The organism is Janthinobacterium sp. EB271-G4-7A (genome assembly GCF_020858075.1).
Taxonomy (GTDB): domain Bacteria; phylum Pseudomonadota; class Gammaproteobacteria; order Burkholderiales; family Burkholderiaceae_D; genus Janthinobacterium; species Janthinobacterium lividum.
The window spans coordinates 173,510-196,680 of the sequence record NZ_JACYMI010000004.1 but is presented as its reverse complement, the minus strand read 5'-3'; the positions used below and the strand labels follow the sequence as shown (position 1 = coordinate 196,680).

Annotated in this window: 23 protein-coding genes; 11 read left to right on the top strand and 12 right to left on the bottom strand. The window is 63.4% G+C overall.

The features are described 5' to 3' along the window. The first annotated feature begins 64 nt into the window (after nucleotides 1–64). Complete coding sequence (locus IGS58_RS23770; protein ID WP_230522863.1) at nucleotides 65–1,324, top strand: histidine kinase; 1,260 nt, start codon at nucleotides 65–67, stop codon at nucleotides 1,322–1,324. Beyond that, nucleotides 1,317–2,099, top strand: a complete 783-nt coding sequence (locus IGS58_RS23765; RefSeq protein ID WP_230522862.1) for a LytR/AlgR family response regulator transcription factor — start codon at nucleotides 1,317–1,319, stop codon at nucleotides 2,097–2,099. The genes IGS58_RS23770 and IGS58_RS23765 overlap by 8 nt, the downstream gene beginning before the upstream one ends. A gap of 131 nt (nucleotides 2,100–2,230) precedes the next feature. On the opposite strand, the gene IGS58_RS23760 is transcribed toward IGS58_RS23765, so the two are convergent. The 7 genes from IGS58_RS23760 to IGS58_RS23730 all read right to left on the bottom strand — a co-directional run bounded on the left by IGS58_RS23760 (nucleotide 2,231) and on the right by IGS58_RS23730 (nucleotide 9,816). Further along, complete coding sequence (locus IGS58_RS23760) at nucleotides 2,231–3,274, bottom strand: histone deacetylase family protein (RefSeq protein WP_070258399.1); 1,044 nt, start codon at nucleotides 3,272–3,274, stop codon at nucleotides 2,231–2,233. Between the two features lie 28 nt (nucleotides 3,275–3,302). Then, nucleotides 3,303–4,904 carry a glutamate--cysteine ligase gene (gene gshA / locus IGS58_RS23755; RefSeq protein ID WP_230522861.1) on the bottom strand — a complete coding sequence of 534 codons (1,602 nt, stop codon included), beginning with the start codon at nucleotides 4,902–4,904 and terminating at the stop codon, nucleotides 3,303–3,305. Nucleotides 4,905–5,120: 216 nt separating this feature from the next. Further along, entirely contained in the window at nucleotides 5,121–5,951 is an 831-nt protein-coding gene (gene prmC / locus IGS58_RS23750) for a peptide chain release factor N(5)-glutamine methyltransferase (RefSeq protein WP_070258403.1), read from the bottom strand. A gap of 11 nt (nucleotides 5,952–5,962) precedes the next feature. Continuing rightward, complete coding sequence (locus IGS58_RS23745) at nucleotides 5,963–6,433, bottom strand: disulfide bond formation protein B (RefSeq protein ID WP_034783901.1); 471 nt, start codon at nucleotides 6,431–6,433, stop codon at nucleotides 5,963–5,965. Nucleotides 6,434–6,605: 172 nt separating this feature from the next. Then, nucleotides 6,606–7,682 (bottom strand): peptide chain release factor 1, encoded by a 1,077-nt coding sequence (gene prfA / locus IGS58_RS23740; RefSeq protein WP_034783736.1) that lies wholly within the window; start codon nucleotides 7,680–7,682, stop codon nucleotides 6,606–6,608. A gap of 88 nt (nucleotides 7,683–7,770) precedes the next feature. After that, complete coding sequence (gene hemA / locus IGS58_RS23735) at nucleotides 7,771–9,045, bottom strand: glutamyl-tRNA reductase (protein ID WP_034783735.1); 1,275 nt, start codon at nucleotides 9,043–9,045, stop codon at nucleotides 7,771–7,773. Nucleotides 9,046–9,126: 81 nt separating this feature from the next. Beyond that, nucleotides 9,127–9,816, bottom strand: coding sequence for a response regulator transcription factor (locus IGS58_RS23730; RefSeq protein ID WP_034783734.1), 690 nt, complete (start codon nucleotides 9,814–9,816; stop codon nucleotides 9,127–9,129). Between the two features lie 169 nt (nucleotides 9,817–9,985). Here IGS58_RS23730 and IGS58_RS23725 point away from each other — a divergent pair, with 169 nt between their 5' ends. Further along, nucleotides 9,986–10,489: a hypothetical protein gene (locus IGS58_RS23725; RefSeq protein ID WP_034783732.1), complete on the top strand. Its 504-nt coding sequence runs from the start codon at nucleotides 9,986–9,988 to the stop codon at nucleotides 10,487–10,489. Nucleotides 10,490–10,492: 3 nt separating this feature from the next. On the opposite strand, the gene minE is transcribed toward IGS58_RS23725, so the two are convergent. The 4 genes from minE to metE all read right to left on the bottom strand — a co-directional run bounded on the left by minE (nucleotide 10,493) and on the right by metE (nucleotide 14,897). Further along, the gene (minE, locus tag IGS58_RS23720; protein WP_034752886.1) at nucleotides 10,493–10,744 is read right to left on the bottom strand and encodes a cell division topological specificity factor MinE; all 252 of its coding nucleotides are present in this window, start codon (nucleotides 10,742–10,744) and stop codon (nucleotides 10,493–10,495) included. Between the two features lies 1 nt (nucleotide 10,745). Beyond that, nucleotides 10,746–11,561 (bottom strand): septum site-determining protein MinD, encoded by an 816-nt coding sequence (gene minD / locus IGS58_RS23715; RefSeq protein ID WP_034783730.1) that lies wholly within the window; start codon nucleotides 11,559–11,561, stop codon nucleotides 10,746–10,748. A gap of 37 nt (nucleotides 11,562–11,598) precedes the next feature. Then, complete coding sequence (minC, locus tag IGS58_RS23710; RefSeq protein WP_034783729.1) at nucleotides 11,599–12,348, bottom strand: septum site-determining protein MinC; 750 nt, start codon at nucleotides 12,346–12,348, stop codon at nucleotides 11,599–11,601. 224 nt (nucleotides 12,349–12,572) lie between these two features. After that, nucleotides 12,573–14,897: a 5-methyltetrahydropteroyltriglutamate--homocysteine S-methyltransferase gene (gene metE / locus IGS58_RS23705; RefSeq protein WP_230522860.1), complete on the bottom strand. Its 2,325-nt coding sequence runs from the start codon at nucleotides 14,895–14,897 to the stop codon at nucleotides 12,573–12,575. A 118-nt stretch (nucleotides 14,898–15,015) separates the two neighbouring features. Here metE and IGS58_RS23700 point away from each other — a divergent pair, with 118 nt between their 5' ends. From IGS58_RS23700 to IGS58_RS23680, 5 genes are all read left to right on the top strand, one after another. Continuing rightward, a complete protein-coding gene (locus IGS58_RS23700; protein WP_131689575.1) occupies nucleotides 15,016–15,924 on the top strand; it encodes a LysR family transcriptional regulator in 909 nt (302 codons plus the stop codon). A 128-nt stretch (nucleotides 15,925–16,052) separates the two neighbouring features. After that, nucleotides 16,053–16,538, top strand: coding sequence for a TIGR01841 family phasin (gene phaP, locus IGS58_RS23695; protein ID WP_034783725.1), 486 nt, complete (start codon nucleotides 16,053–16,055; stop codon nucleotides 16,536–16,538). 213 nt (nucleotides 16,539–16,751) lie between these two features. Continuing rightward, entirely contained in the window at nucleotides 16,752–17,930 is a 1,179-nt protein-coding gene (locus tag IGS58_RS23690) for an acetyl-CoA C-acetyltransferase (protein ID WP_034783723.1), read from the top strand. A gap of 142 nt (nucleotides 17,931–18,072) precedes the next feature. Beyond that, nucleotides 18,073–18,813: an acetoacetyl-CoA reductase gene (gene phbB, locus IGS58_RS23685; RefSeq protein WP_034783722.1), complete on the top strand. Its 741-nt coding sequence runs from the start codon at nucleotides 18,073–18,075 to the stop codon at nucleotides 18,811–18,813. 117 nt (nucleotides 18,814–18,930) lie between these two features. Continuing rightward, a complete protein-coding gene (locus IGS58_RS23680) occupies nucleotides 18,931–20,367 on the top strand; it encodes a hypothetical protein (RefSeq protein WP_230522859.1) in 1,437 nt (478 codons plus the stop codon). Here the strand turns inward: IGS58_RS23680 and IGS58_RS23675 are convergent. After that, a complete protein-coding gene (locus tag IGS58_RS23675; RefSeq protein ID WP_225317146.1) occupies nucleotides 20,304–20,924 on the bottom strand; it encodes a LysE family translocator in 621 nt (206 codons plus the stop codon). The two genes, IGS58_RS23680 and IGS58_RS23675, sit on opposite strands and share 64 nt — an antisense overlap. A gap of 153 nt (nucleotides 20,925–21,077) precedes the next feature. Here IGS58_RS23675 and IGS58_RS23670 point away from each other — a divergent pair, with 153 nt between their 5' ends. The 3 genes from IGS58_RS23670 to IGS58_RS23660 all read left to right on the top strand — a co-directional run bounded on the left by IGS58_RS23670 (nucleotide 21,078) and on the right by IGS58_RS23660 (nucleotide 23,152). Further along, the gene (locus tag IGS58_RS23670) at nucleotides 21,078–21,560 is read left to right on the top strand and encodes an Lrp/AsnC family transcriptional regulator (RefSeq protein ID WP_034783718.1); all 483 of its coding nucleotides are present in this window, start codon (nucleotides 21,078–21,080) and stop codon (nucleotides 21,558–21,560) included. Between the two features lie 82 nt (nucleotides 21,561–21,642). Continuing rightward, nucleotides 21,643–22,599, top strand: a complete 957-nt coding sequence (gene pip, locus IGS58_RS23665; RefSeq protein ID WP_070258411.1) for a prolyl aminopeptidase — start codon at nucleotides 21,643–21,645, stop codon at nucleotides 22,597–22,599. Between the two features lie 112 nt (nucleotides 22,600–22,711). After that, on the top strand, nucleotides 22,712–23,152 hold the full coding sequence (locus IGS58_RS23660; RefSeq protein WP_034783716.1) for a DUF2721 domain-containing protein: 441 nt from the start codon (nucleotides 22,712–22,714) through the stop codon (nucleotides 23,150–23,152). The last annotated feature ends 19 nt before the right edge of the window (nucleotides 23,153–23,171 follow it).

The window sequence follows — 23,171 nt, the reverse complement described above, 5'->3', positions numbered from 1 at the left end:
AATGGCCACCGCCGGTGGGGCTGGTGGTTATGCTTGGCCCCACTTCACACCCCAAGGAAAAATCATGACTAGCCTCTTCTTTATCCTGCGCATCACCCTGGCCACGATGCTCACCTACATCATCGCCACGGCGATCCTGGTCGAGAATTTCCTGCGCTATATCTTCGGGCGGACGGAAGGCTTCTTTGTCATCGTTGGCGCACTGCTGGCCAGCGCCGTCATCACGAATGCGTTTTCGCACGTGCGGCGCGTGCGCCTGATCGCCGGCACCGTCAATGCCGGCACCCTGTCGAGCCGCCAGCGGCGCCAGATCGAGATCCCGTTCGAGGCAGGCGAAGCGTTCGACATGATCGACGCGGCCATCCGCGAACTGCCGGGCAGCGAAGTGGTCGAAAGCGCGCGCGACAGCCTGCAGGTGCAGGCCCGCGTGCGCCGCGCCGCACCCTACACGCACACGGGCTTGCCCCGCATGCGCTTGCTGAGCTTCATTGAACCGCGGCCGAACCAGATTCTCGCCACCGTGACGCCGAATGGCGAGGCGGGCAGCGTGACCCTGATCTGCGAGCCGGCGCGCAATGCCTGGACCGACTGGTTCCTCGTCGACCATGGCAGCAACCTGGAAAACGCGGAAGCGGTGACGCGGGCGATGACGCGCCGGGTGGCGCAGCGCCGCCGCGGCGAGCAGGCCGAGGCGCGCCAGACGGTGACGGAAAAGGAACTCACGGTAGCCAAGCTGAGCCTGCTGCATGCACAGGTCGAGCCGCACTTCCTGTACAACACCCTGGCCAGTGCGCAGCTGCTCACGCGCAGCGATCCCGTGCGTGCCGACGAGATGCTCGGTAATCTGATCCTGTACCTGCGCCACTCGCTGCCGCGCACGGAGCAAGCCATGTCGACCCTGGGCACGGAACTGGAACGGGCGCGCGCCTACCTCGATATCCTGAAAATCCGCATGGGTGGACGCCTGAACCTGCAGATCGAAGTGCCGCAATACCTGCGCCAGGCGGAACTGCCGCCGATGATGCTGCAAACCCTGGTGGAAAACGCCATCAAGCACGGCCTGGAGCCGAAAAGCGGCGGCGGCACGATCTGGATCATGGCGCGCAGCGGCGACGGCACGGTGATCGTCACGGTGGCCGACGATGGCAAGGGCTTCAGCGACGATGGCGCCGGCACGGGCATCGGCTTGCGCAATGTGCGCGAACGCCTGCGCCTGATCTATGGCGCGGCCGCATCGTTTTCCATCCTCGCCAATTTCCCCGATGGCGTGACGGCCACCATCACGGTACCCGACAGCACGGCGCAGGGAGTCTCCTATGCATAAGCCCGAGATGACGTGCGTCATCGCCGAAGACGAAACCCTGCTGCGCGATGCGCTCGTGGCCCTGCTGGCCGAAGAGTGGCCCAACTTGCGCATCGTCGCCGCCTGCGACGATGGCGGCGCGGCGCTCGACGCCATCGCCACGCATCAGCCCGACATCGCCTTCCTCGACATCCGCATGCCGGGATTGACGGGGCTGGAAGTGGCGGCCGGCGCGCTCGAAGCGAGTCCCGCCACGCAGGTGGTGTTCGTCACCGCCTACGATCAGTACGCGATCGATGCCTTTGACAAGGGCGCCGTCGACTATTTATTGAAACCCATAGCCCGCGAGCGCCTGCAGGCGACCGTGCAGCGCGTGCAGGCACGGGCCGGCAAGACCCAGGTGGATGACGGCGCGCTGGCCGGCTTGCTGCAGCAATTGAGCAGCGCCTTGCCGGCGGCCGCCAAGTCGCCGCCGCTGGTCTGGCTGACGGCCAGCAGCGGCAAGGATACGCGGCTGATCATGGTGGAAGACATCGCCTATTTTCAGTCCGACACCAAGTACACGGCCGTCATGACGGCGGAAGGCGAGGCGCTGCTGCGCAAGCCGATCCGCGAACTGCTCGACGTGCTCGACCCGGCCATTTTCAAGCAGATCCACCGCTCCACCATCGTCAACATGAAGATGGTGGCGTCCGTCACGCGCGACGAGGTGGGACGCGGCGCCTTGCGCCTGAAGACGCGGCCGGAAACCCTGGCCGTGAGCCAGCCGTTCATGGCGCTGTTCCGGAATATGTAGGCCGGCTTAGAGCTCCTGACATAATCTACTGCGCGTCGCGATTTGCGGCCTCCGATGCTCACTGTGCATTCGCACAGCTGCGCCTCTCAGCCGCAACTCACTGCCGCTCGCTACGGTTCTGTCAGGCGCTCTTAATCAGCCGTTTCAAAGCCTTCGAGCACATTGACGACATTGATGCCGATTTCCTTCACCGCATAGCCGCCTTCGAGGATGAAGGCGGTGGGCAGGTTCAGATGCGCGAGGCGTTCGCCCACGCGCAGGTAGTCGCCGCTTTGCAGGGAGAAGTGCGACAGCGGGTCGCCGGCGAAAGTATCCACGCCGAGCGAGACCACCAGCGCGTCGGGCGCATACATATTGATGCGCAGGCAGGCCGTTTCCAGCGCGGCGAACCAGCTGGCCGTGCTGCTGCCGGATGGCAGCGGCAGGTTGACGTTGTAGCCGAGCCCCGCGCCGCTGCCCGTTTCATCGGCGTGCCCCAGGTAAAACGGATATTCGCTGCGCGGGTCGGCGTGGATGGAGGCGAACAGCACGTCGTCGCGCTGGTAAAAGATGCTTTGCGTGCCGTTGCCGTGGTGGTAATCGATATCGAGGATGGCGACCTTGCGGGCGCCGTCGTCGAGCAAATGCTGCGCGGCCAGGGCAGCGTTGTTGAGAAAACAGTAGCCGCCAAAGAAATCGCTGCCCGCGTGGTGGCCCGGCGGGCGCGTCAGGGCAAACGTGGCCCGCTCGCCCAGGCGCAGCGCATGGGCCGCGTTGACGGCGCAGTCGGCGCCCGTCTTGGCCGCCGTCCACGTGCCGGCCGTCAGTGGCGTGCCGTTGTCCATCGAGTACAGGCCCAGCTTGGCCGTGAAGTCGTCCGGTTCGATGTCGCTGCGCAGGGTGCGCACGGGCCACACGGACGGCAAGGCATCCCTGCCCGCATTGTCGGGGTCGAGCGCCAGCCAGTCGTGCCACGCGTGGCGCAGGAAATGCAGGTAGCGCGGCGTGTGGATGCGCTCCAGCGAGGTCAGCGGCACGCCGTGCGGCGTGACGATGCGGCCCAGGTTGCGCCGTCCCAGTTCCGCCACCACCATGTCGGCCCGCTCGGGCGTCTCGAAGCAGGGCACCATGGTGCCGCGAAACATTTCGAAGCGGCCCCGATGCTGGCTGTGCAATTCATTGTAGAAGGTCAGCATGGGGCGCCAGGCAGGAAGTCAGGCAGGATCAGGTGTGCGAACACAGGGTGCTGGCGCGGTAGGCGGCGACGAAATCGTCGAAGCTGCCGGCGGGCGCCGCTTCCATGGCGCGCTGCTCGGCCAGCGAGCTGGCGGCCATCTCGTCGAAATACGCGCTTTGTTCCGGTGTTGCCGGATGCGTGCGGAAATAGGCGGCGTGGCGCTCGCTCTGGCGCAGGCCGAAGGCGGCAAACGAGCCGCCGTTGGCGCGCAGTTCGGCCAGGACCTTCGCCGATGGCGTCGCATCCGGGTCGGCCAGCTTGATGGCTTGCGCCGCCAGGCTGTCCGCGTGCTGCGTACCGCCAAGGCGCGCGTCCAGCAGGGCCGCCACGGGGGCGATGCGCGCCAGCAATTCCTCGCCCCACGCCTGCAGGGTGATGTCCTCGCCATCGCGGCGCAGGGTCAAGCCCGGCTTGCGGCCTTCCTTGACGGTGCGGGCGAAATTGTTCGTGTAGCAGGCGCTTTGCTCAGCCGAGATGGGAGCGCTGTCGTCGAGCGCGCAGAACAGCAGGAACGCGTCGAGGAAGCGACCCGTTTCCAGGCTGATGCCGACCGGTTCGAACGGGTCGACATCCATGCAGCGCACTTCGATGTATTGCACGCCGCGCAGGCACAGGGCCTGGATCGGGCGCTCGCCCGTGCGGATCACGCGTTTCGGGCGGATGGTCGAATAGTATTCATTTTCGATCTGCAGCACGTTGGTGGACAACTGGATCCACTCGCCCTCTTTTTTTGTTCCCAGCGCTTCGTACGGCGGATACGGGTCGTTGACGGCATGCGTGAGCGCGTTGACGTAGTCGTCCAGGCTGTTTTCGTGCGGGCGCAGGCCGGACTGGGCATCGTTCTGGTAGCCGAGGTCGCTCATGCGCAGGCTGGTGGCATACGGCAGGAACAAGGTGTCGTCGGACAAGGTGTCGAGCTTGTGCGCGCGGCCGCGCAGGAAACCGGCGGACAGGGCCGGCGAAGCGCCGAACAGGTACATCAGCAGCCAGCTGTAGCGGCGGAAATTGCGGATCGTCGCCAGATAGCTTTCCGACTGCACGTCTTTCGGCGTGGCCGCCGCGTGTGTCGGGCTGGCGCTGGTGTCCGGATTGCTGGCCAGCACTTGCCACAGCTGTTCGTCGAGCGAATAGTTGTAATGGATGCCGGCGATGCATTGCATGGCTTTGCCGTAACGCAAGGCCAGGCCGCGCCGGTAGACGTGCTTGAGCATGCCCATGTTCGAGCTGCCGTAGTTGGCGATCGCTATCTCCGCTTCGGGCGGCAGCTGGCACGGCATCGACTGGCTCCACAGCAATTCGTCGCCCAGGCGGCTGTAGGCGTGGCGGTGCACGGTGTCGAGCTTGTCGAGCGTGACGCCGATGTCGGCTTCGGCCGGGGTGATGAATTCGAGCAGCGCTTCGGCGTAGTCGGTGGTGATTTCTGGGTGCGTCAGCGCCGAACCCAGGGCGACGGGGTGGGGCGTGGAAGCCAGATGGCCGGCGTGGTCAACGCGCAGGGTTTCACGCTCGATGCCGCGCAAGCCGCCCAGCAGCGCGCGGTTGGCATCTTCAGTCAGCAATGCCAGGCGGCGAGTCAACAGGTTGGGCAATTTGAGCTTCCTTTCTTGTGCAGCATATAAATAATTTGTGCTGAGATTAACCGAATTTTGGCAAATGCGTCGGCGCCGGCCCAAAAAACGCCGCGTCGCCAGCGTCCGCCCCGGGGAGCGGGGACGGCGCTTCGGTCAGGAATTCGCTTGATATTTTAACAAACTGTGGGGGGATCTGGCGCGCTGCCGGGTCAAGCTTTGCGCAGGTGGCGGCGGTCAGCCCAGGCGGGCGCCGCTGACTCGTTCGATGCCGGCCAGGTCGCGCCAGCTTTGCACTTTGCTGTAGCCGGCGTCGGCCAGCAAGCCGCGCACGGATGCTGCCTGGTCATAGCCGTGCTCCATCAGCAGCCAGGCGCCTGACGCCAGGTGGCGCGCGGCGCCGGAGACGATGGTGCGCAGGGCCGACAGGCCATCCGCATGGTCGGTCAGCGCGCCGGCAGGCTCGAAGCGCAGATCGCCTTCGGCCAGGTGGCGGTCGCCGCTGGCGATGTAGGGGGGATTCGAGACGATCAGGTCGAACTTTTCCGTGCCCAGCGCTTCGAACCAGTCGCTGGCCATGAAGGTGATGTTGACGCCATTGGCGCTGGCGTTGCGGCGCGCCACGGCCAGCGCCGTGCTGCTGACATCCAGGGCCGTGACGACGGCGTCGGGCCGCGTGTGTGCCAGCGCGACGGCAATGGCGCCGCTGCCCGTGCCCATGTCGAGCACCCGTCCGCCGGGCGGCAGGCGCTCGAGTGCCAGTTCCACCAGCACTTCCGTGTCGGGGCGGGGGATCAGCACGGCGTCGTTCACTTCGAACGGCAGGCCGAAGAATTCGCGCTGGCCCACGATGTAGGCGATCGGCTCGCCCTGCAGGCGGCGTGCCAGCAAGCTGGACAGGCGTTGGGCTTCATCGGGAGTGAGCACACGCTCCGATTGCGTGATCAGGCTCACGCGCGACAGGCCCAGCGCATGGCCCAGCAGGATGCGGTTGTCGAGCGGATCGAGCAGTGGACGGATTTGCAGGGCGCCGACAGTGCTGCCGGCGGGGATCAGTGTTTCTGGCATGGTGCTTTCAATTATTTCTGACGGCGCAGCAAGGTCCACAGCAGGCCGACGCTAAAAATGGCGAACCAGATGAACGCCCATTGCGGAATCGACAGGCCGAAAAACGGCTCGCCGGCGTTTTCGCAGGCGCCATAGGATTCAAACATGAAGGGCATGACTTGCGCCGTGAAAATCTTGTTCAGCGCCGTTTCCACCGGATCGATGCCGCACGAGAAGCCGGGGTTGGCCAGCACGTACAGATGCTTGGCGCCCACGCCCAGGCCGCCCAGGGCCGCCAGCAAGCCGATGCCGGCGCCGATCTTTGGACGGTTGGCGGCCGCGCCGGCCAGGCAGGCGATGCCGATGGCGAGGAACAGGTAGCGCTGGATCACGCACAGCGGGCACGGCGCCATGTTCATGGCATGCTGCAAATACATGGCCACGCCCAGCATCAGGAAACACAGGGCGGCGATCGACAGGAGGACGGTGCGTGAATTTTTCATGGGCGACACGGTGAGGTGGATGGAATCGAGCTGGTCATTTTCGCACAAGGCTGGATTTTTATTGCTTAGCCGCTACTTAAAGCTGTCGGCTTACGCGCTGCGCGCTAAGCCGACCTACAAACTCGGTAGGTCGGCTTAGCGTAGCGTAAGCCGACAACAACGGTGTCAGCGTTTAATCGCCCAAGGCAGCCAGCAGTTCCGCCTGGTGCTCTGCCGCCAGCGCATTCGTCAAGTCCGTCAAATCCCCATCCATGATGAAGTCCAGCTTATACAAGGTCAAATTGATGCGGTGGTCCGTCAGGCGGCCTTGCGGGAAATTATAGGTGCGGATGCGCTCGCTGCGGTCGCCCGAGCCGATCAGGCTCTTGCGGGTGGCCGCTTCCTTCGACTGCTGTTCGCGCAGCTGCACGTCCTTGATGCGCGCGGCCAGCACTTTCATCGCCTGCGCCTTGTTCTTGTGCTGGCTGCGGTCATCCTGGCATTCCACCACGATGCCGGTCGGCAAGTGGGTGATGCGCACGGCGGAGTCCGTTTTGTTGATGTGCTGTCCACCGGCGCCCGAGGCGCGGTAGGTGTCGATGCGCAGGTCGGCCGGGTTGATGTTGACGTCTTCCACTTCATCGGCTTCCGGCATCACGGCCACCGTGCAGGCGGACGTGTGGATGCGGCCTTGCGTTTCCGTGGCCGGCACGCGCTGCACGCGGTGGCCGCCCGACTCGAATTTCAGCTTTGAATACGCGCCGTTACCCACTACGCGCACGATCACTTCGCGGTAGCCGCCCAGGTCGGAGTCGGATGCCGACACCAGTTCCACCTGCCAGCGGTTGCGTTCGGCAAAGCGCGTGTACATGCGCAGCAGGTCGCCGGCGAACAGGGCCGATTCATCGCCGCCCGTGCCGGCGCGAATTTCCAGGAAGATATTGCGTTCGTCATTGACGTCCTTCGGCAGCAGCATGGTTTGCAATTCGCGCTCCAGCCGCGCCATGGTGGTCTTGGCCGCCTCGATTTCTTCCTGGGCGAATTCCTTCATGTCCGGATCGGACAACATCTCTTGCGCTGTCGTAATATCGTTGCCCGCTTCCTGGTAGGAATGGTACAGGGCGACCAGCGGACCCAGTTCGGCGTGCTCGCGCGTCATCTTGCGGTAGCTGTCCATGTTCGACGTGGCGTCCGGGTGCATCAGCAGTTCGTCGAGTTCGACCAGGCGGTTCGCCAGTTGATCGAGTTTGGCCAGCATGGATGGTTTCATAGCGATTCGCGGTAAAAGAGTGTAGGGATGGTGCAGGCCCGGCAGGCGGGCAGGGGGTGGTCGCGCGCGGGCGGCCAGCGGGGCTGCGCTAACGGCGGGGGCGGAACAGTTTTGGCAGCAGGGTGACCAGCTGCTTGCGCTCGTCGCCTTGCGCGTGGTGCAGCGCTTGCTGCGGGCCGTGCAGGAACTTGGCCGTCAAGCCTTTCGACAGCGCTTCCAGGACGGCGTCGATGTCGGCGCCCTTGGCCAGCATCTTGCGCGCCCGTTCCACTTCCATCAGGCGCAGCGCTTCGCTGTTTTCATGCAAATGCTGGATCACGGGCACCATGGCGCGGTCATCGACCCAGCTCATGAACGATTGCACGCGCGTCTCGATGATGGCTTCGGCTTGCGCCACGGCCGCCTGCCGGCTTTCCAGGCCCGTCTGCACGACCTTGCCCAGATCGTCGACCGTGTACAGGAAGACGTCGTTCAAACGGCCCACTTCCGCTTCGATGTCGCGCGGCACGGCCAGGTCGACCATGAACATGGGCTTGTGGCGGCGCGCCTTGATGGCGCGCTCGACCAGGCCCAGGCCCAGCAGCGGCAAGGACGACGCCGTGCACGAGATGACGATATCGAACTGGTGCAGCTGCTCCGGCAGGTCGGCCAGGCGGATGGCCTTGCCGTTGAAGCGGTGCGCCAGCTCCTCGCCCCGTTCCATGGTGCGGTTGGCAATGGTGATGCTTTTCGGGTTTTGCGCCGCGAAGTGCGTGGCGCACAATTCGATCATTTCGCCGGCGCCGATGAACAGCACGTTCTGCTCGGCGATCTTGTCGAAGATGCGCTGCGACAGGCGCACGGCGGCGGCCGCCATGGACACGCTGTGCGCGCCGATTTCCGTGCTGCTGCGCACTTCCTTGGCGACGGAAAAGCTGCGCTGGAACAACTGGTGCAGATACGTGCCCAGGCCGCCCGCTTCGTCGGCCGTGCGGATGGCGTCCTTGATCTGGCCCAGGATCTGCGTTTCGCCCAGCACCATTGAATCGAGCCCGGAGGCGACGCGGAAGGTGTGGCGCACGGCATCGTGCTGCGGCAGCATATATAAGTGGGGGCGCAGCTCGCTGTAGTTGAGCTTGTGATAATCGGCCAGGAAATGCGCGCCCGCGTCGAGCGGATTGGGCACGTGGCTGGCCGCATACAGCTCGGTGCGGTTGCAGGTCGACAGGATGGCCGCTTCGTCGTTGTCGCGCAAGTCGATGCGCTGGAACCAGGTGCGCGCCGCCATCACCGCCGAACCCAATTGCTCAGGCGCAAACGCCAGCTGTTCGCGGAGCGACACTGGGGCGGTGGTATGGTTGAGGCCGACGGCGAGCAGTTGCATTTCAGGGCTGTTGGGATGACTTATGCCGACATTATAGCGCTTTGTCCCCGCGCTTTGAGCAGGTCAGCCGTTTGCCGCCGTTCAGCCGCCCAGTTTTTCCAGGCGATAACCGTAGCTGTAGACGGGCACCAGCCTGTAGCCGTGTTCCGGTTTCAGCTGCAGCTTGTTGCGCACGCGCGAGACGTGGGTATCCATGGTGCGCGAAGGCAAGGCCGTGTCGCGCTGCCACACGGCTTCGTGGATGTAGGCGCGCGACAGGGGACGGCCCAGGTTGCGGAAAAACAGCAGCGCCAGGGCGAATTCCTTGTGCGTCACGTCCAGCACTTCGCCATCGCGCAGCAGGCGGCCGGGGCGGGTTTCAAATGTGTAATGACCGAATTGCAAGTATTCCGCGCCATTCTGGGCCGGGTAGGCCACACGCAGCAGCGCCTGGGTGCGCAAGGTCAGCTCGCTGCGCCGCAGGGGCTTGATCATGTAGTCGTCGGCGCCTGCCGTCATGCCCGCCACCACGTCGTCTTCGCCGGAACTGTTGGTCATAAACAACACGGGTGCCTTGGGCGCCAGTTTTTCCCGGGCTCGGCGCAAGACTTCTGCACCGTCCAGATCGCTCACATGCCAGTCGAGGATGAGCATGTCGCAACTGTCCTTGCGCAGTTGCCCCAGCATGTCCTTGGCACTTTGAAACTCGTGGCAAGCGTGGCCGGCGGCGGTGAGCACCTGGCAGATCAGTTCTGCCTGGCTATGGTCGCTATCGAGTACGGCAATTCGCATAATTGGCTGGAGTGTGTAGCAACAAACAGACGGTCCGCTCTGCTTATCGTAATGTTAAGGAATGCTCAAGTGAAATATAACAGAGATTGCAACTGTGTCCAGTGAAATCGGCAGCTGAGGCCTTTACGTTACACTTGTTCATCTACCCCCTACTCGCGGAGAAACGGCCATGTCAGACAAGAGCACTACCGATTGGACACTGATACCGGGCAGTCGTGCCGAAATCGAGCAAGTGCGCGAGCGTTGCCGGCGCCTGGTGCAGCGGCGTGCCATGATGTCGGCGGGCGCTTCGGCCATTCCCATTCCCGGCATCGACCTGATGTCGGATGTCGGTCTGTTTTCCATGCTGATCAATGATATCAACCACGAATTCGGCCTCACGCCCGAGCAGATCGAGCGCCTCAACCCGCAGTTCAAGATGATGGCCTACCGCGCGGCGGTGGGCATGGGCGGCATGTTGGTGGGAAAGCTGGTATCGCGCGAACTGATCCTCCACCTGCTCAAGCGCAGTGGCGTCAAGATTGCCACCAAGCAGGTGGCGCGCTTCGTGCCGTTTGCCGGACAGGCGGTGGCGGCAGCCATTGGCTACGCCGTATTCCGCCAGATCGGCAACCAGCACGTGAACGCCTGCGCCGCGGTGGCGCAGGAATTGCTCACGGTCAGGCCGGATTAACGCTTAGGCGTCCGGCAGCACGACGTTGACGTCGAGCACCTCCAGGTTGCCCTGGCGGTCCAGCGAAATCTTGATGTCGTCGGCATTCACCTTGGTGTACTTGGAAATGACGGCGATCAATTCCTTGTGCAGGGCGGGCAGGAAGTCCGGACCATCGCGTCCGCTGCGTTCGCGGGCGATGATGATCTGCAGGCGTTCCTTGGCCGCGGTGGCCGTCTTCGGCTTGGGGGGGAACAGGAAAGAAAGCAAGGCCATATCACTTCGCCCCAAAAATGCGCTGGAGTAATCCAGGCTTTTCATAGTTGGTAAAGCGCAACTCGACATCTTCGCCGAGGAAACGCGAGACCACGTCTTCATAGGCTTGCGCCACGTCCGTGCCCGTGAAATGGATGGCCGGATTGCCCTGGTTCGAGGCGGCCAGCACTTGCTCCGATTCCGGAATGATCCCCACCAGCGGGATGCGCAGGATTTCCTGCACGTCCTGGTAGGACAGCATTTCATCCGATTCCACGCGTTTCGGCGAGTAGCGGGTGATCAGCAAATGTTCCTTGACGGGCTCGCCGCCCGTCTGCGCGCGGCGCGACTTGGCTTGCAGGATGCCGAGGATGCGGTCCGAATCGCGCACCGACGACACTTCCGGGTTGGTGACGATGATGGCTTCGTCGGCAAACGTCAGCGCCATCAGCGCGCCATGCTCGATGCCGGCCGGCGAATCGCAGATGATGAACTCGAAACCCATGTTGATCAGGTCGTTCAACACGCGTTCCACGCCCTCTTCCGACAAGGCATCCTTGTCGCGCGTTTGCGAGGCAGGCAGGATGAACAGGTTGTCGCAGTGCTTGTCCTTGATCAAGGCCTGGTTCAGCGTGGCCTCTTTGTTGATCACATTGATCAGGTCGTAGACGACGCGGCGTTCGCAACCCATGATCAGGTCGAGGTTACGCAGGCCCACGTCGAAGTCGAGCACGGCTGTCTTGTGGCCGCGCATGGCCAGGCCAGTGGAAAAACTGGCGCTAGAGGTCGTCTTGCCGACACCGCCCTTGCCGGACGTCACAACAATAATTCTTGCCACAAATAATCCTTTTCAGATATCTCTTGAATTGTGCAGCTTAAGAGCGGTTCACAGGAGTGACCGGATTGACAGAGTGTATATCGATTCTGTCGCCAGCCAAACGAATTTGCGCGGGTCCGCGCGCCATTTCCGCAGGGAAACCATCCTCGAACGTGCGGTACACGCCGGCGATCGAGACCAGTTCCGGTTCCATGGCCAGCGCGAAGATGCGCGCCTGGGCATTGCCCGAGGCGCCGGCCAGCGCGCGGCCGTACAGCGAGGAATACACGTGGATGCTGCCGTCGGCGATGATTTCAGCGCCATTGTTGACGACGGCGGTGATGATCAGGTCGCAGCCGCGCGCATAAATGCGCTGGCCGGCGCGCACGGGCGTGTCGATCACCATCACTTGCGCGTCGGCGCCCGACTGGGCGGCGGCCGTGGGCGTATCCTTGGGGCCATCCTTGGGCGGCGCATCGTCGCGCGTCTTGCCGCTGTCGAGGCTCAAGCCTTGCGCCAGGATGGCGTCATGCATGTCGGCCGGCGCATTGCGCACGGCGACGGCATTCAAGCGGTATTTTTTCAGCAGGGCCACGAGGGCGGCCCAGTCGATGGGCACGCCGCCGGGCGGCAAGGCCGCCACGTCCAGCACGGCCAGGTCATCCTCGAAAAAGTCGGCCACGCCTCCCGTCATGTCGCGCAAGGCGGCATCGAGTGCCTGCGTATCGGCGCTATGCAGAATGGCGGAGACAGCAACGACGGTGGAAATCTTGATTTCGATAGGCTTCTGCGACGGGCTTTTGGACATAAACATTTATCAAAGTGAAACTGCGGCAGGCCAGATGTTCCGTACGGCAACAATGGGAGCAGTAAATTTCTTGCATTCTACTGCAAAAAAATCAGCATCAGGGGCCTGGCGCGTGCTATTCCGCAGGGCAACACCTACTTCATGTCAAAAAAAACGGACGGCGCCCCGGAAAACCGGTGCGCCGCCCTGAAAGCAGCCCTGCATGCGGCCTGGGTAGGCCTATGTCATGCCGCCGCGCGCATCTGCTGCGCCGCCGCGACCATATTTTTTAAAGCCGCCTCCGTTTCCGCCCAGCCCCGCGTTTTCAAGCCGCAGTCCGGGTTGACCCATAAATTGGCTGGCGGAATGACCGTACTGGCTTTTTGCAGCAATTTCACCATGTCGAGAGTCGAGGGGAGGCGCGGCGAGTGGATGTCGTACACGCCGGGGCCGATTTCGTTCGGATACTGGAACTGGCCAAAACCCTTCAGCAGTTCCATGTCGGAGCGGCTCGTCTCGATCGTGATGACGTCGGCGTCCATGGCGGCGATCTGCGGCAGGATGTCGTTGAACTCGGCATAGCACATGTGGGTGTGGATTTGCGTCGTGTCGCTGACGACGGACGCGGCGATGCGGAAGGCGCGCGTGGCCCAGGCCAGATAGGCGTCCCACCGGCCGCGGCGCAGCGGCAAGCCTTCGCGAATGGCCGGCTCGTCGATCTGGATGATGCCGATGCCGGCCGTTTCCAGGTCGGCTACCTCGTCGCGGATGGCCAGGGCCAGTTGCAGCGCCGTCGTGGCGCGCGGCTGGTCGTCGCGCACGAACGACCATTGCAGGATCGTGACCGGACCCGTCAGCATGCCCTTCACCGGTTTATGCGTCAGGCTTTGCGCGTGCACCGTCCATTCGACGGTCATGGCGGTGGGGCGCTGCACGTCGCCGTAAATGACGGGTGGCTTCACACAGCGCGAGCCGTACGATTGCACCCAGCCCTGGCGCGAGAAGATAAAGCCGTCCAGTTGCTCGCCGAAGTATTCGACCATGTCGTTGCGTTCCGCTTCGCCATGCACGAGCACGTCCAGGCCCAGCGCTTCCTGGCGGCTCACGGCGTGGGCGATCTCGGCGCGCATCTGCTGTGCGTAGTCGTTCACAGCCAGTTCGCCTCGCTTGAAACTGGCGCGGGCGGCGCGGATGGCCGTCGTCTGCGGGAAGGAACCGATGGTCGTCGTCGGGAAGTCGGGCAGTTGCAAACGCGCGCGCTGCATGGCCTGGCGCTGCGGGAAGCTGGAATCGCGGCGGTCGACGGTGGGCGTGAGCGCTTGCAGGCGCTGCGCCACTTGCGGGCGGTGCACGCGGGGACTGGCACGGCGGCCGGCGATAGCCAGGCGAGACGCGGCCAGCGCGGCATCATCGGGACGGCCTGCGAGCGCGCCCTTGAGGGCGGCGATTTCGGACAGTTTTTCCGTGGCGAACGCCAGCCAGCTCTGGAGGTCACCATCGAGCTCCGTCTCGGCTGCCAGGCTGAACGGCACGTGCAGCAGCGAGCACGACGGCGCCAGCCACAGGTGGCCGTTGCGTTTGGCCGCCAGCGGCTGCAGCACGGCCAGGGCCGCGTCGAGGTCGGTGCGCCAGATATTGCGGCCATCGACGATACCGACCGACAAGACTTTATGCGCGGGCAGCCAGTCCGTCACGCTGATCAATTCATGCGGCGCGCGGATGCCGTCCACATGCAGGCCGGCCACGGGCAGGCGGCACGTCAGGCTGAGGTTTTCTTCCAGCGGCGAGAAATACGTGGCCAGCAGGATATTTATACCCACCTGGTTCAGCTGCCAGTAGGCGCTTTCGAAGGCACTGCGCCAGGCACCAGGCAAGTCCAGGCCCAGGATCGGCTCGTCGAGCTGCACCCATGCCACGCCTTGCTGTTTCAGGCGGTCGAGCAGGGCGCCGTAGACGGGCAGCAATTGTTCCAGCAGGGCCAGGCGGTCGAAGCTTGACTCGCCGGGCGTCTTTTCCTTGCCCAGCCAGAGGAAGGTGAGGGGGCCGATCAAGGCCGCCTTGACCTGGTGGCCCAGCGCCTGCGCCTCGGCCACTTCCGCCAGCAGGCGCTCGCAAGCGAGAGAAAACCGGGTCTGCGGCGACAATTCGGGCACCAGGTAATGGTAATTGGTGTCGAACCACTTGGTCATTTCCAGCGCGGCAGTGCCGGCGGCGTGTGCATGGTGCGCGTGGCCGCAGCCGGCATGGGCGGCGTGCGTGTCTGCGCCGCGCGCCATGGTGAAATAGCGTGACAGCGGCGACTGCTCTGGCGCGAAGCTGAAACGGGCCGGTTCGCAGCCCAGCAGCTGGATATGGTTGGCCACCTGGTCGTAAAAGGCGAAGTCGCCCACGGTAACGTAGTCGAGACCGGCGTCGCGTTGCAGGGCCCAGTGGCGCGCCCGCAGTTGCCGGCCCGTCGCTTCCAGGGCCGCCTCGGACAGCTCGCCGCGCCAGTGGCTTTCCAGCGCCAGTTTCAATTCACGCGCGGCGCCGATACGGGGAAAGCCAAGGATGTGGGTGTGCACGGTCATGATGTCATCGAGATTTAATGTGAATGCGCTAGAGTGTGCGGCAACATGGTCTATAATCAAAACGAAACATTTTGCCGAATAACATGAAAATCATTCACGTACGCCATTTCATTTGCCGATGCTAGAAATCCGCCACCTGCGCACCCTGAGTGCCTTGCGTTCGTCCGGCAGCCTGGTGCGCGCCGCGCAGCTGCTCAACCTGACCCAGTCGGCCCTGTCGCACCAGATCCGTTTGCTGGAAGAGCGCTACCAGGCGCCCCTGTTCGAGCGCAAGTCGATGCCGATCGCCTTTACGGCCACGGGCAGCCGTCTCTTGGCCCTGGCCGACAAGCTGCTGCCCGAGATCGAACTGGCCGAGCGCGACGTGGCGCGCCTGTCGCAAGGCGACAAGGGGCAGTTGCGCGTGGCGCTCGAATGCCATACCTGTTTCGATTGGCTCATGCCCGTGATGGATGCGTTTCGCCAGCGCTGGCCGGAAGTGGAAATCGACCTGGTCTCCGGCTTTCACAGCGAACCGGCGGACTTGCTGCGCTCGGGCGAGGCGGACCTCGTGATCGGTTCGCCATATGGCCCCGATTTCACCGTGTTTCCCCTGTTCCGCTTTGAAATGCTGGTGGTGATGGCGCAGAAGCACCGGCTGCAGGCGCAGCGCCGGCTGGTGGCGGCCGACTTTACGGGTGAGACATTAATTACCTATCCCGTGCCGGAAGAGCGTATCGACCTGATCCGCGAAGTGCTGCGCCCCGCCGGCATCCAGTTTGAACGCCGCACGGCGGAATTGACGGTCGCCGTGCTGCAGCTGGTGGCGAGCCGGCGCGGCATTGCCGCGTTGCCGAACTGGGCCATCAAGAATTACGTCGATTACGATTATGTGGTGGCGCGCCCGGTGGGCGAGCACGGCTTGTGGAGCGACCTGTATGTCTCCGTGCCTGATCATCTGCAGGACAAGGCGTATGTGCGCGATTTCGTCAGCGTGATACGCGAGCAGTGCGCGGCCTCGCTGGACGGTATCAAGTTGTTGTCCTGATCAACGTTGAGTTGGAAACAAACCAACAGCAAAGCTTGATAAATATCAAGGTTCAGCAATGAACCACCGCTTACAGTTGAGTACTGTGCGGCGCAACATGCACCGCCATCAAATTGGAGAGGAACACTATGTTTTCATTTTCCGAGCAATGGGCACTGGCCGGCAAGGCCCTGGTGGAAGCACAATTGATCAGCGCGCAAGCGTATGCCCAGGCCGCTGTCGACAGCGGCGCCAGCGTGCTGGACTTGCAGATCGATGCGGCCCGCGCGGCGCTGGCCGCCGCTACGGTGGCAGGCAATCAGCTGCTGTCCGTGAAGGATCCGCAAGCGCTGCTGGAACTGTCGCGCACGCAGTCGCAACTGGCCATCGAACGCATCGGTGCATATGGCCGCCAGGCAAAGGATGTTGCCCAAGAAACCCAGGAGAAATTCGACACTGTGACAAAGGGTGAGTTTGCTGCATCGCGTCAAAAATTTGGCGAGCTGGTGCAGGTGGTAAAGCAAACGCCTGTGCCCCTGATTATTCCCTTCAATAATTTTCTAAAAACCACTTTCGGCGGCGCCGATGAAGGGTATGATAAAAATAAAAATACGCGTCCTGCTCGCCAGGCGTAAGCGTGTTGCGGCCCGGCAGCGGCTATCCGCCGCGCCAGGCCGCCCGCCGCCACCGCAAGCAGGCTGTCATCGCCGCCGCCTGCGGTGCGGCGCTGGAACTGCGGCGCGTGCCGCGCTAGAATGAAACGCAGCTTGCTGTGTCTTCCCGGATACTCATTGGATTGTATTAACACCTTGACCTTGGCCCTCGTGGCCTGCTTATCGGAGAAATAAATGGATGATGTCGTAATCGTGGCCGCCGGCCGTACCGCAGTCGGCAAATTCGGTGGCAGTCTGGCCAAGATTCCTGCGTCCGAACTGGGCGCGCATGTAATCAAGGGCTTGCTGGCACAAACCGGCATCGACCCGAACCTGATCGGCGAAGCGATCCTGGGCCAGGTGCTGACGGCTGCCGTCGGCCAGAACGCCGCGCGCCAGGCCGTCATCAAGGCTGGCCTGCCCAGCTCGATCCCGGCATTCACCATCAACAAGGTATGCGGCAGCGGCCTGAAGGCCACGCACCTGGCGGCGCAAGCGATCAAGTGCGGCGACGCCAACATCATCATCGCCGGCGGCCAGGAAAACATGAGCGCCTCGCCGCACGCGATGAACGGCTCGCGCGACGGTTTCCGCATGGGCGACTTCAAGATGATCGACACCATGATCGTCGACGGCCTGTGGGACGTGTACAACCAGTACCACATGGGCATCACGGCGGAAAACGTCGCCAAGAAATACGAAGTGACGCGCGCCGAGCAGGATGAATTCGCGCTGCAGTCGCAACTGAAGGCGGAAGCGGCGCAAAAGGCGGGCAAGTTCAAGGATGAAATCCTGCCGCTGGAAATCGCCAATAAAAAAGGCACCGTGGTCTTCGACAGCGACGAATACATCAAGCCCGGTTCGACCCTGGAATCGCTGGCCGGCCTGCGCCCCGCGTTCGCCAAGGATGGCACCGTCACGGCTGGCAACGCGTCCGGCCTGAACGACGGCGCCGCCGCCGTGATCATGATGTCGGCCTCGCAAGCGAAAGAACTGGGCTTGAAGCCGCTGGCGCGCATCAAGGCCTACGCTTCGTCGGGTCTGGACCCGGCCGTCATGGGCATGGGCCCCGTCTCCGCATCGCGCCTGTGCCTGAAAAAAGCCGGCTGGACGCATGAAGAGCTGGACCTGATGGAAATCAACGAAGCGTTTGCCGCGCAAGCGATTGCCGTCAACAAGGAAATGGGCTGGGATACCAGCAAGATCAACGTGAACGGCGGCGCGATTGCCATCGGCCACCCGATCGGCGCGTCCGGTGCGCGCATCCTGGTCACCCTGATCCACGAAATGATCCGTCGCGACGCCAAGAAAGGCCTGGCCGCATTGTGCATCGGCGGCGGCATGGGTGTCGCCCTCGCAATTGAGCGTGATTAATCGCTGACACCGGACTTGGGCCGTTACGCGCAATGCGTGGCGGCCTGGTCCGGTGCAGTACGCCGCTGTGATGCAACGGTTGTGGACTGCCTTATTTAAATAATTAACTTTTTAGCAATAGAACGACACTGAGGGGATGAAAATGGCAAGAGTTGCATTGGTAACTGGTGGCATGGGTGGTCTGGGCGAAGCGGTGTGTTTCAAGCTGGCCGCGCTCGGCTATCGCGTGGTGACCACATATTCCCCAGGCAATCCGAAGGTCGCGGAATGGCTGGCGTCGACCAAAGACATGGGTTACGACTTCAAGGCATATCCGTGCGACGTGGCCGACTACGATTCGGCGGCTGCCTGCGTGGCGGCCGTGGAAGCGGAAATCGGTCCTGTCGACGTGCTGGTGAATAACGCCGGCATCACGCGCGACATGACGTTCAAGAAGATGGACAAGCCGAACTGGGATGCCGTGATGGGCACCAACCTCGATTCCGTCTTCAACATGACCAAGCCCGTCTGCGACGGCATGGTGGAACGCGGCTGGGGCCGCATCATCAATATCTCGTCCGTGAATGGCCAGAAGGGCGCCTTCGGCCAGACCAACTATTCGGCCGCGAAAGCCGGCATGCATGGTTTCACCAAGTCGCTGGCGCTGGAAGTGGCGCGCAAGAACGTCACCGTCAACACCATCTCGCCAGGCTACATCGGCACCAAGATGGTCATGGCGATTCCGCAGGAAGTGCTCGACAGCAAAATCATCCCGCAAATTCCGATGGCGCGCCTGGGCAAGCCGGAAGAAGTGGCCGGCCTGGTCGCTTACCTGGCTTCCGATGAAGCCGCGTTCGTCACGGGCGCCAACATCTCGATCAACGGCGGCCAGCACATGTCGTAATCGGTATTGAGGTCAAACAAAAAGACAGCTGCGGCTGTCTTTTTTTATGCTTGCCAGCAAAACAAGGTGATCGCCGGATTTGCCTTAGAATCAGCATTTCTCCACTGCACTATTTCCATGCCCCTCTTTCCTGTCTTGCGCCGCGCCAGCGTGGCCGCCATTCTTTTCCTGGGCGCCGGCGCGGCCCAGGCCAGCGTCGCGTTCCATGTCACGGTGACTACCGAGCGCGTCAACAAGCCCGGCGTGAAAACCAGCCTGCCCGCGCGCGAGACGCAGGAAAGCGATGTCGTGCTGGGCCCCCATTACCTGAGCGTGCGTGATGGCACGCGCTTGTCCGTGCTCGATTTTGCCGCGCGCCGCCGCCACCTGATCGAGATGGCGGCATCCACCTACGACACGTATTCGCTGTTCGACGTGGCGGGATTTCGCGTCTTCGAACTGCGCCACCGGCAAGGGATCGTCGGCATATTGAAGGCGGGCGGCCTTGAGCAGCACGCAACGTTGCCCGTGTATGAGGAACAGGCTTTGTCGGTGCTGGACAACAAGCGGCGCAACGCGCTGGCGCCGCAAGTGCTCGACGGTGCCGTGCTGTGGTCGCTCGACGGGCAGCCCCTGCTGCGCCTGGGGATAGCCGGCAGCCCCGTCAGCGGCGACGATGCCACGGCATTTGCCCAGTACCTGCGCTACACCTGGGGCGGCCATCCGCTGGTGCTGAAGATGCTGGCCGGCGGCAAGCGCATTCCCGCCGAATTTACCATGCACTACCAGGAGATGGGTGGCAGCGTGACGCGCCACTTCCGCGTCGGCGCCATGACGGCGGGTGCGCCCGCCACGTATACCCTGGCGGCCTACCGGCCACGCCCGCTGGCGGCCGATGCGTCCCCGCTCGAGCGCGTGCTGGCGCAGGCGGCGCGGTTGCCGCCGCCGGGACCGCAGGCACATCCCGCGCTGCGCGCCGAGGCCGAGCGCCTGTTTGCGGCTGGCAAGCCCTTCGAGGCATTTTTGACCATGCTGGAAGACCATTTTTCCACGGGCGCCCTGGTGGACAAGCTGTCGCCACAGCAGGTGCTGGCCATGCAGGAGTGCCAGCCCATCCACGACTTGACGCGCGCACTGCTGGCCAAGGACCAGGAAGGCATCAAGGCAGCATTGACGACGGTGCAGGAATCAAGGACGCAAACGGGGCTGGAGCAGCCCGTGCTGGCCCTGTTCGAGGGGAATTTGCGCGCCAAGCTGGGGCAATGGCCGGAAGCGACCGCGCTGTATCTGCAAGTGCTGCAGGCCAAGCCGCAGATGGCGGCCGTGTACCAGGACCTGGGCGATGCGTTGCTGGCGCAATTCGATGCGCCGAATGCCTGGCGCAGCTGGGATGCGGGCCGGGCCATGGCGCCCACGCTGCGGCAATTTCGCAAGGTCAACGAGCTGGAGCGCAGCCTGCTGAACGATTACCCCGCCTTTTTTGCCGGCGGGGCGCCGCTTCCGCTGAAAAGTCAGCCCAGCACCAGCCGCCCGGCCAGCAAGACGAAGACGGTGGGCAGCACGAACTTGCCGTAAGGCGAAGGTTTACCGCGCAGGCGGCGCGCCAGGCGCGCGGCCAGCACGGCGTACAGGGCGTCGAACAGCAGGCCGACCAGCACCAGGACGGCACCCAGGCGCAGGTATTGCATGCCGACCTGCTCGCTGCCGGCGACGAATTGCGGCAGGAACATGCTGCAAAACAGCAGTGCCTTCGGATTGAGCAGATTCGTCAGGAAGCCGCGCACCAGGCTGGCGCGGGCGCCATGCGCCGTGGCGGGAGCGGCTGCTTCCTGCGCCGTTTGGGTCGACAGGGCCGACTGCAGCAGGCGCAGCGCCAGGTACAGCAGGTAGGCGGCGCCCGCCCATTTGACCCATTGCAAGGCTTGCGGATGCGTCACCATCAATGCCGCCAGACCCGCGCCCGACAGCGCCACGTGCACGGCGCGCGCGCCGGCGATACCGAGGGCCGTCACCAGCGCCGTGGCCACGCCGCGCGCGGCGCCCGTCGCCAGCACCAGCGCCATGTCGGGGCCCGGTAATAAAAAGGCGCCAGCCAGTGCCAGCAGGTACATCAGGAAGGTAGAATCGGACATGGGTCGGTCGAAAAGAAAAGCGGGAGCATGCGCACGGTGCAGCCTGCTCGCCGGGTCCCATTATGTTCTTGACGTGATGAAATGTGCTTGCTTTTCCTGCCCTGCATGCCCTAGTATTCGGGTAGATTCCACTCCTATAAAAACAAAAAATAGATGAAAATTCCAGAAGTTAGCCTCGACGCCACCGATTTGCAGATACTCAGGCTGTTGCAGGATGAAGGACGGCTGTCGAATGCGCGCCTGGCCGAGCGCTTGAAGCTCAGCGAAACCCCCGTCTGGCGCCGTCTGCGCCGCCTGGAAGAGGAAGGTTTTATTACCGGCTACCAGGCTTTGCTCAACCGCAAGAAGCTGGGCATCGGCCTGGTCGCGTTCGTCCGGGTCGTGTTTGCCAACCATGGCGGCGAGCAGCCGTCGCAGTTCGAGCAAGCCATCGCGACGATTCCCGAAATCTTGTCGTGCCACAATGTGGCGGGCGAAGCCGATTATTTCCTGCAAGTGGTGGCGCGCGACCTGGAAGCATATGGCGAATTCGTCTCGACCGTGCTGCGCCGCCTGCCGGGCGTGGCGGAAATCCAGTCCAGCCTGTCGATGCGCGAAATCAAGTCGTCGAACCGCCTGCCCTTGCTGCTGGCCTGAGGCGCCGGCGGCGCACTATAATTGGAACAGTTGCCAGGACTCGTGCCTGGCGCCCTGACCGCCACTCCAAGGACCGCTCGCCATGCCAGACTCCCTGTCGCCCCTGTTTCCCGCCCTGACGCCGAACCGGCACGGCATGCTGGCGGTCGATGACATCCACACCATTTATTGGGAAGAGTGCGGCAACCCCGACGGCATTCCCGTGCTGTTCCTGCACGGCGGGCCCGGCGCGGGCCTGTCGCCGCAGCACCGCCGCTTCTTCGATCCGCAGCGCTACCGCGTGATCCTGTTCGACCAGCGCGGCGCGGGCAAGTCCACGCCGCTGGGCGAATGGCGCAACAACACGACGCAGCTGCTGATCGCCGATATCGAACGCCTGCGCGCCCAGTTCGGCATCGGCCAATGGCTGGTGTTTGGCGGCTCCTGGGGCTCGACCCTGGCGCTGGCGTATGGCCAGGCGCATCCGGAGGCTTGCCTCGGTTTCGTGCTGCGTGGCATTTTCCTGTGCACGCAGGCGGAAATCGACTGGTTCATCGACGGCGTGCGCTGGTTCTATCCGGAACTGTACGAGGAATTCGCCGCGCCCATCCCGGCAGAGGAACGGGGCGACTTGCTGGCCGCCTACGTGAAACGCATCCTCAGCAGCGACCCGGCCGTGTACTGGCCGGCCGCGCGCGCCTGGAGCCGCTTCGAAGGGCGCCGCGTGTACCTGATGCCGCAACCGGAAGATGCGCCGAACGATGCGCTGGACCTGGGCGTGGGCCGGCTCGAATCGCATTACATGGCCAACCTCGGTTTCTTCGAGGAAGACCAGCTGATCCGCAACATCGGGCGCATCGCGCATTTGCCGGCCGTCATCGTGCAAGGGCGCTACGACGCCATCTGCCCGCCGCTGTCGGCCTACCGTTTGCAGCAAGCCTGGCCCGGCGCACAGCTGGAAATGATCCCGGACGCGGGCCATGGCGCGCTCGAGCACGGTATCGCTTCGGCGCTGGTGCGCGCCACCGAGCGCTTCGTGCCGGGGCGCGGCTTCGCATGACGTTCAACCACGCCGGTTGGCAAAGCGGCCAGCCGGCGTGCGCCACCTGCTACACTATGGCCTGTGCTGGCGCCACGGTCGGGCGCCGGTGTGAACCCACGACTTTTTATCCATGAACATACAGATCGGCGACATCGGCCATATCATCCAGCTGGCGATTGCGCCGGTTTTCCTGTTGACCGGTATCGGTACCATGCTGGTGGTGCTGACCAACCGCCTGGGCCGCATCATCGACCGCACGCGCGTGCTGGAAGACCGGCTCGACATCGGCTACAACGATTTCTATATGGATGAGCTAGATACCTTGTATCGGCGTACCCATCTGATCAACTATTCGATTTCGCTGAGCACGGCGTGCGGTTTCTTCGTCTGCGTCATCATCGCCATGCTGTTTTTGGGCGATATTCTGAACCTGACCCTGGACAAATACATCGCGGCCTTCTTTGTGCTGGCCGTGATTTGCCTGATCGGCTGTTTTATTTATTTACTGCGCGAAATTTATCTGGCCGCGACGGCCCAGCGCATCCGGCGCCATATCCGCCCGCCACGTTAAGCGGCGCGCCGGTTTACCC

Coding starts and splice junctions, on each gene's coding strand:
- IGS58_RS23770 (WP_230522863.1), top strand. CDS start 65: ATGACTAGCCTCTTCTTTATCCTGCGCATCACCCTGGCCACGATGCTC.
- IGS58_RS23765 (WP_230522862.1), top strand. CDS start 1,317: ATGCATAAGCCCGAGATGACGTGCGTCATCGCCGAAGACGAAACCCTG.
- IGS58_RS23760 (WP_070258399.1), bottom strand. CDS start 3,274: ATGCTGACCTTCTACAATGAATTGCACAGCCAGCATCGGGGCCGCTTC.
- prmC (WP_070258403.1), bottom strand. CDS start 5,951: ATGCCAGAAACACTGATCCCCGCCGGCAGCACTGTCGGCGCCCTGCAA.
- IGS58_RS23745 (WP_034783901.1), bottom strand. CDS start 6,433: ATGAAAAATTCACGCACCGTCCTCCTGTCGATCGCCGCCCTGTGTTTC.
- prfA (WP_034783736.1), bottom strand. CDS start 7,682: ATGAAACCATCCATGCTGGCCAAACTCGATCAACTGGCGAACCGCCTG.
- hemA (WP_034783735.1), bottom strand. CDS start 9,045: ATGCAACTGCTCGCCGTCGGCCTCAACCATACCACCGCCCCAGTGTCG.
- IGS58_RS23730 (WP_034783734.1), bottom strand. CDS start 9,816: ATGCGAATTGCCGTACTCGATAGCGACCATAGCCAGGCAGAACTGATC.
- IGS58_RS23725 (WP_034783732.1), top strand. CDS start 9,986: ATGTCAGACAAGAGCACTACCGATTGGACACTGATACCGGGCAGTCGT.
- minE (WP_034752886.1), bottom strand. CDS start 10,744: ATGGCCTTGCTTTCTTTCCTGTTCCCCCCCAAGCCGAAGACGGCCACC.
- minC (WP_034783729.1), bottom strand. CDS start 12,348: ATGTCCAAAAGCCCGTCGCAGAAGCCTATCGAAATCAAGATTTCCACC.
- metE (WP_230522860.1), bottom strand. CDS start 14,897: ATGACCGTGCACACCCACATCCTTGGCTTTCCCCGTATCGGCGCCGCG.
- IGS58_RS23700 (WP_131689575.1), top strand. CDS start 15,016: ATGCTAGAAATCCGCCACCTGCGCACCCTGAGTGCCTTGCGTTCGTCC.
- phaP (WP_034783725.1), top strand. CDS start 16,053: ATGTTTTCATTTTCCGAGCAATGGGCACTGGCCGGCAAGGCCCTGGTG.
- IGS58_RS23690 (WP_034783723.1), top strand. CDS start 16,752: ATGGATGATGTCGTAATCGTGGCCGCCGGCCGTACCGCAGTCGGCAAA.
- phbB (WP_034783722.1), top strand. CDS start 18,073: ATGGCAAGAGTTGCATTGGTAACTGGTGGCATGGGTGGTCTGGGCGAA.
- IGS58_RS23680 (WP_230522859.1), top strand. CDS start 18,931: ATGCCCCTCTTTCCTGTCTTGCGCCGCGCCAGCGTGGCCGCCATTCTT.
- IGS58_RS23675 (WP_225317146.1), bottom strand. CDS start 20,924: ATGTCCGATTCTACCTTCCTGATGTACCTGCTGGCACTGGCTGGCGCC.
- IGS58_RS23670 (WP_034783718.1), top strand. CDS start 21,078: ATGAAAATTCCAGAAGTTAGCCTCGACGCCACCGATTTGCAGATACTC.
- pip (WP_070258411.1), top strand. CDS start 21,643: ATGCCAGACTCCCTGTCGCCCCTGTTTCCCGCCCTGACGCCGAACCGG.
- IGS58_RS23660 (WP_034783716.1), top strand. CDS start 22,712: ATGAACATACAGATCGGCGACATCGGCCATATCATCCAGCTGGCGATT.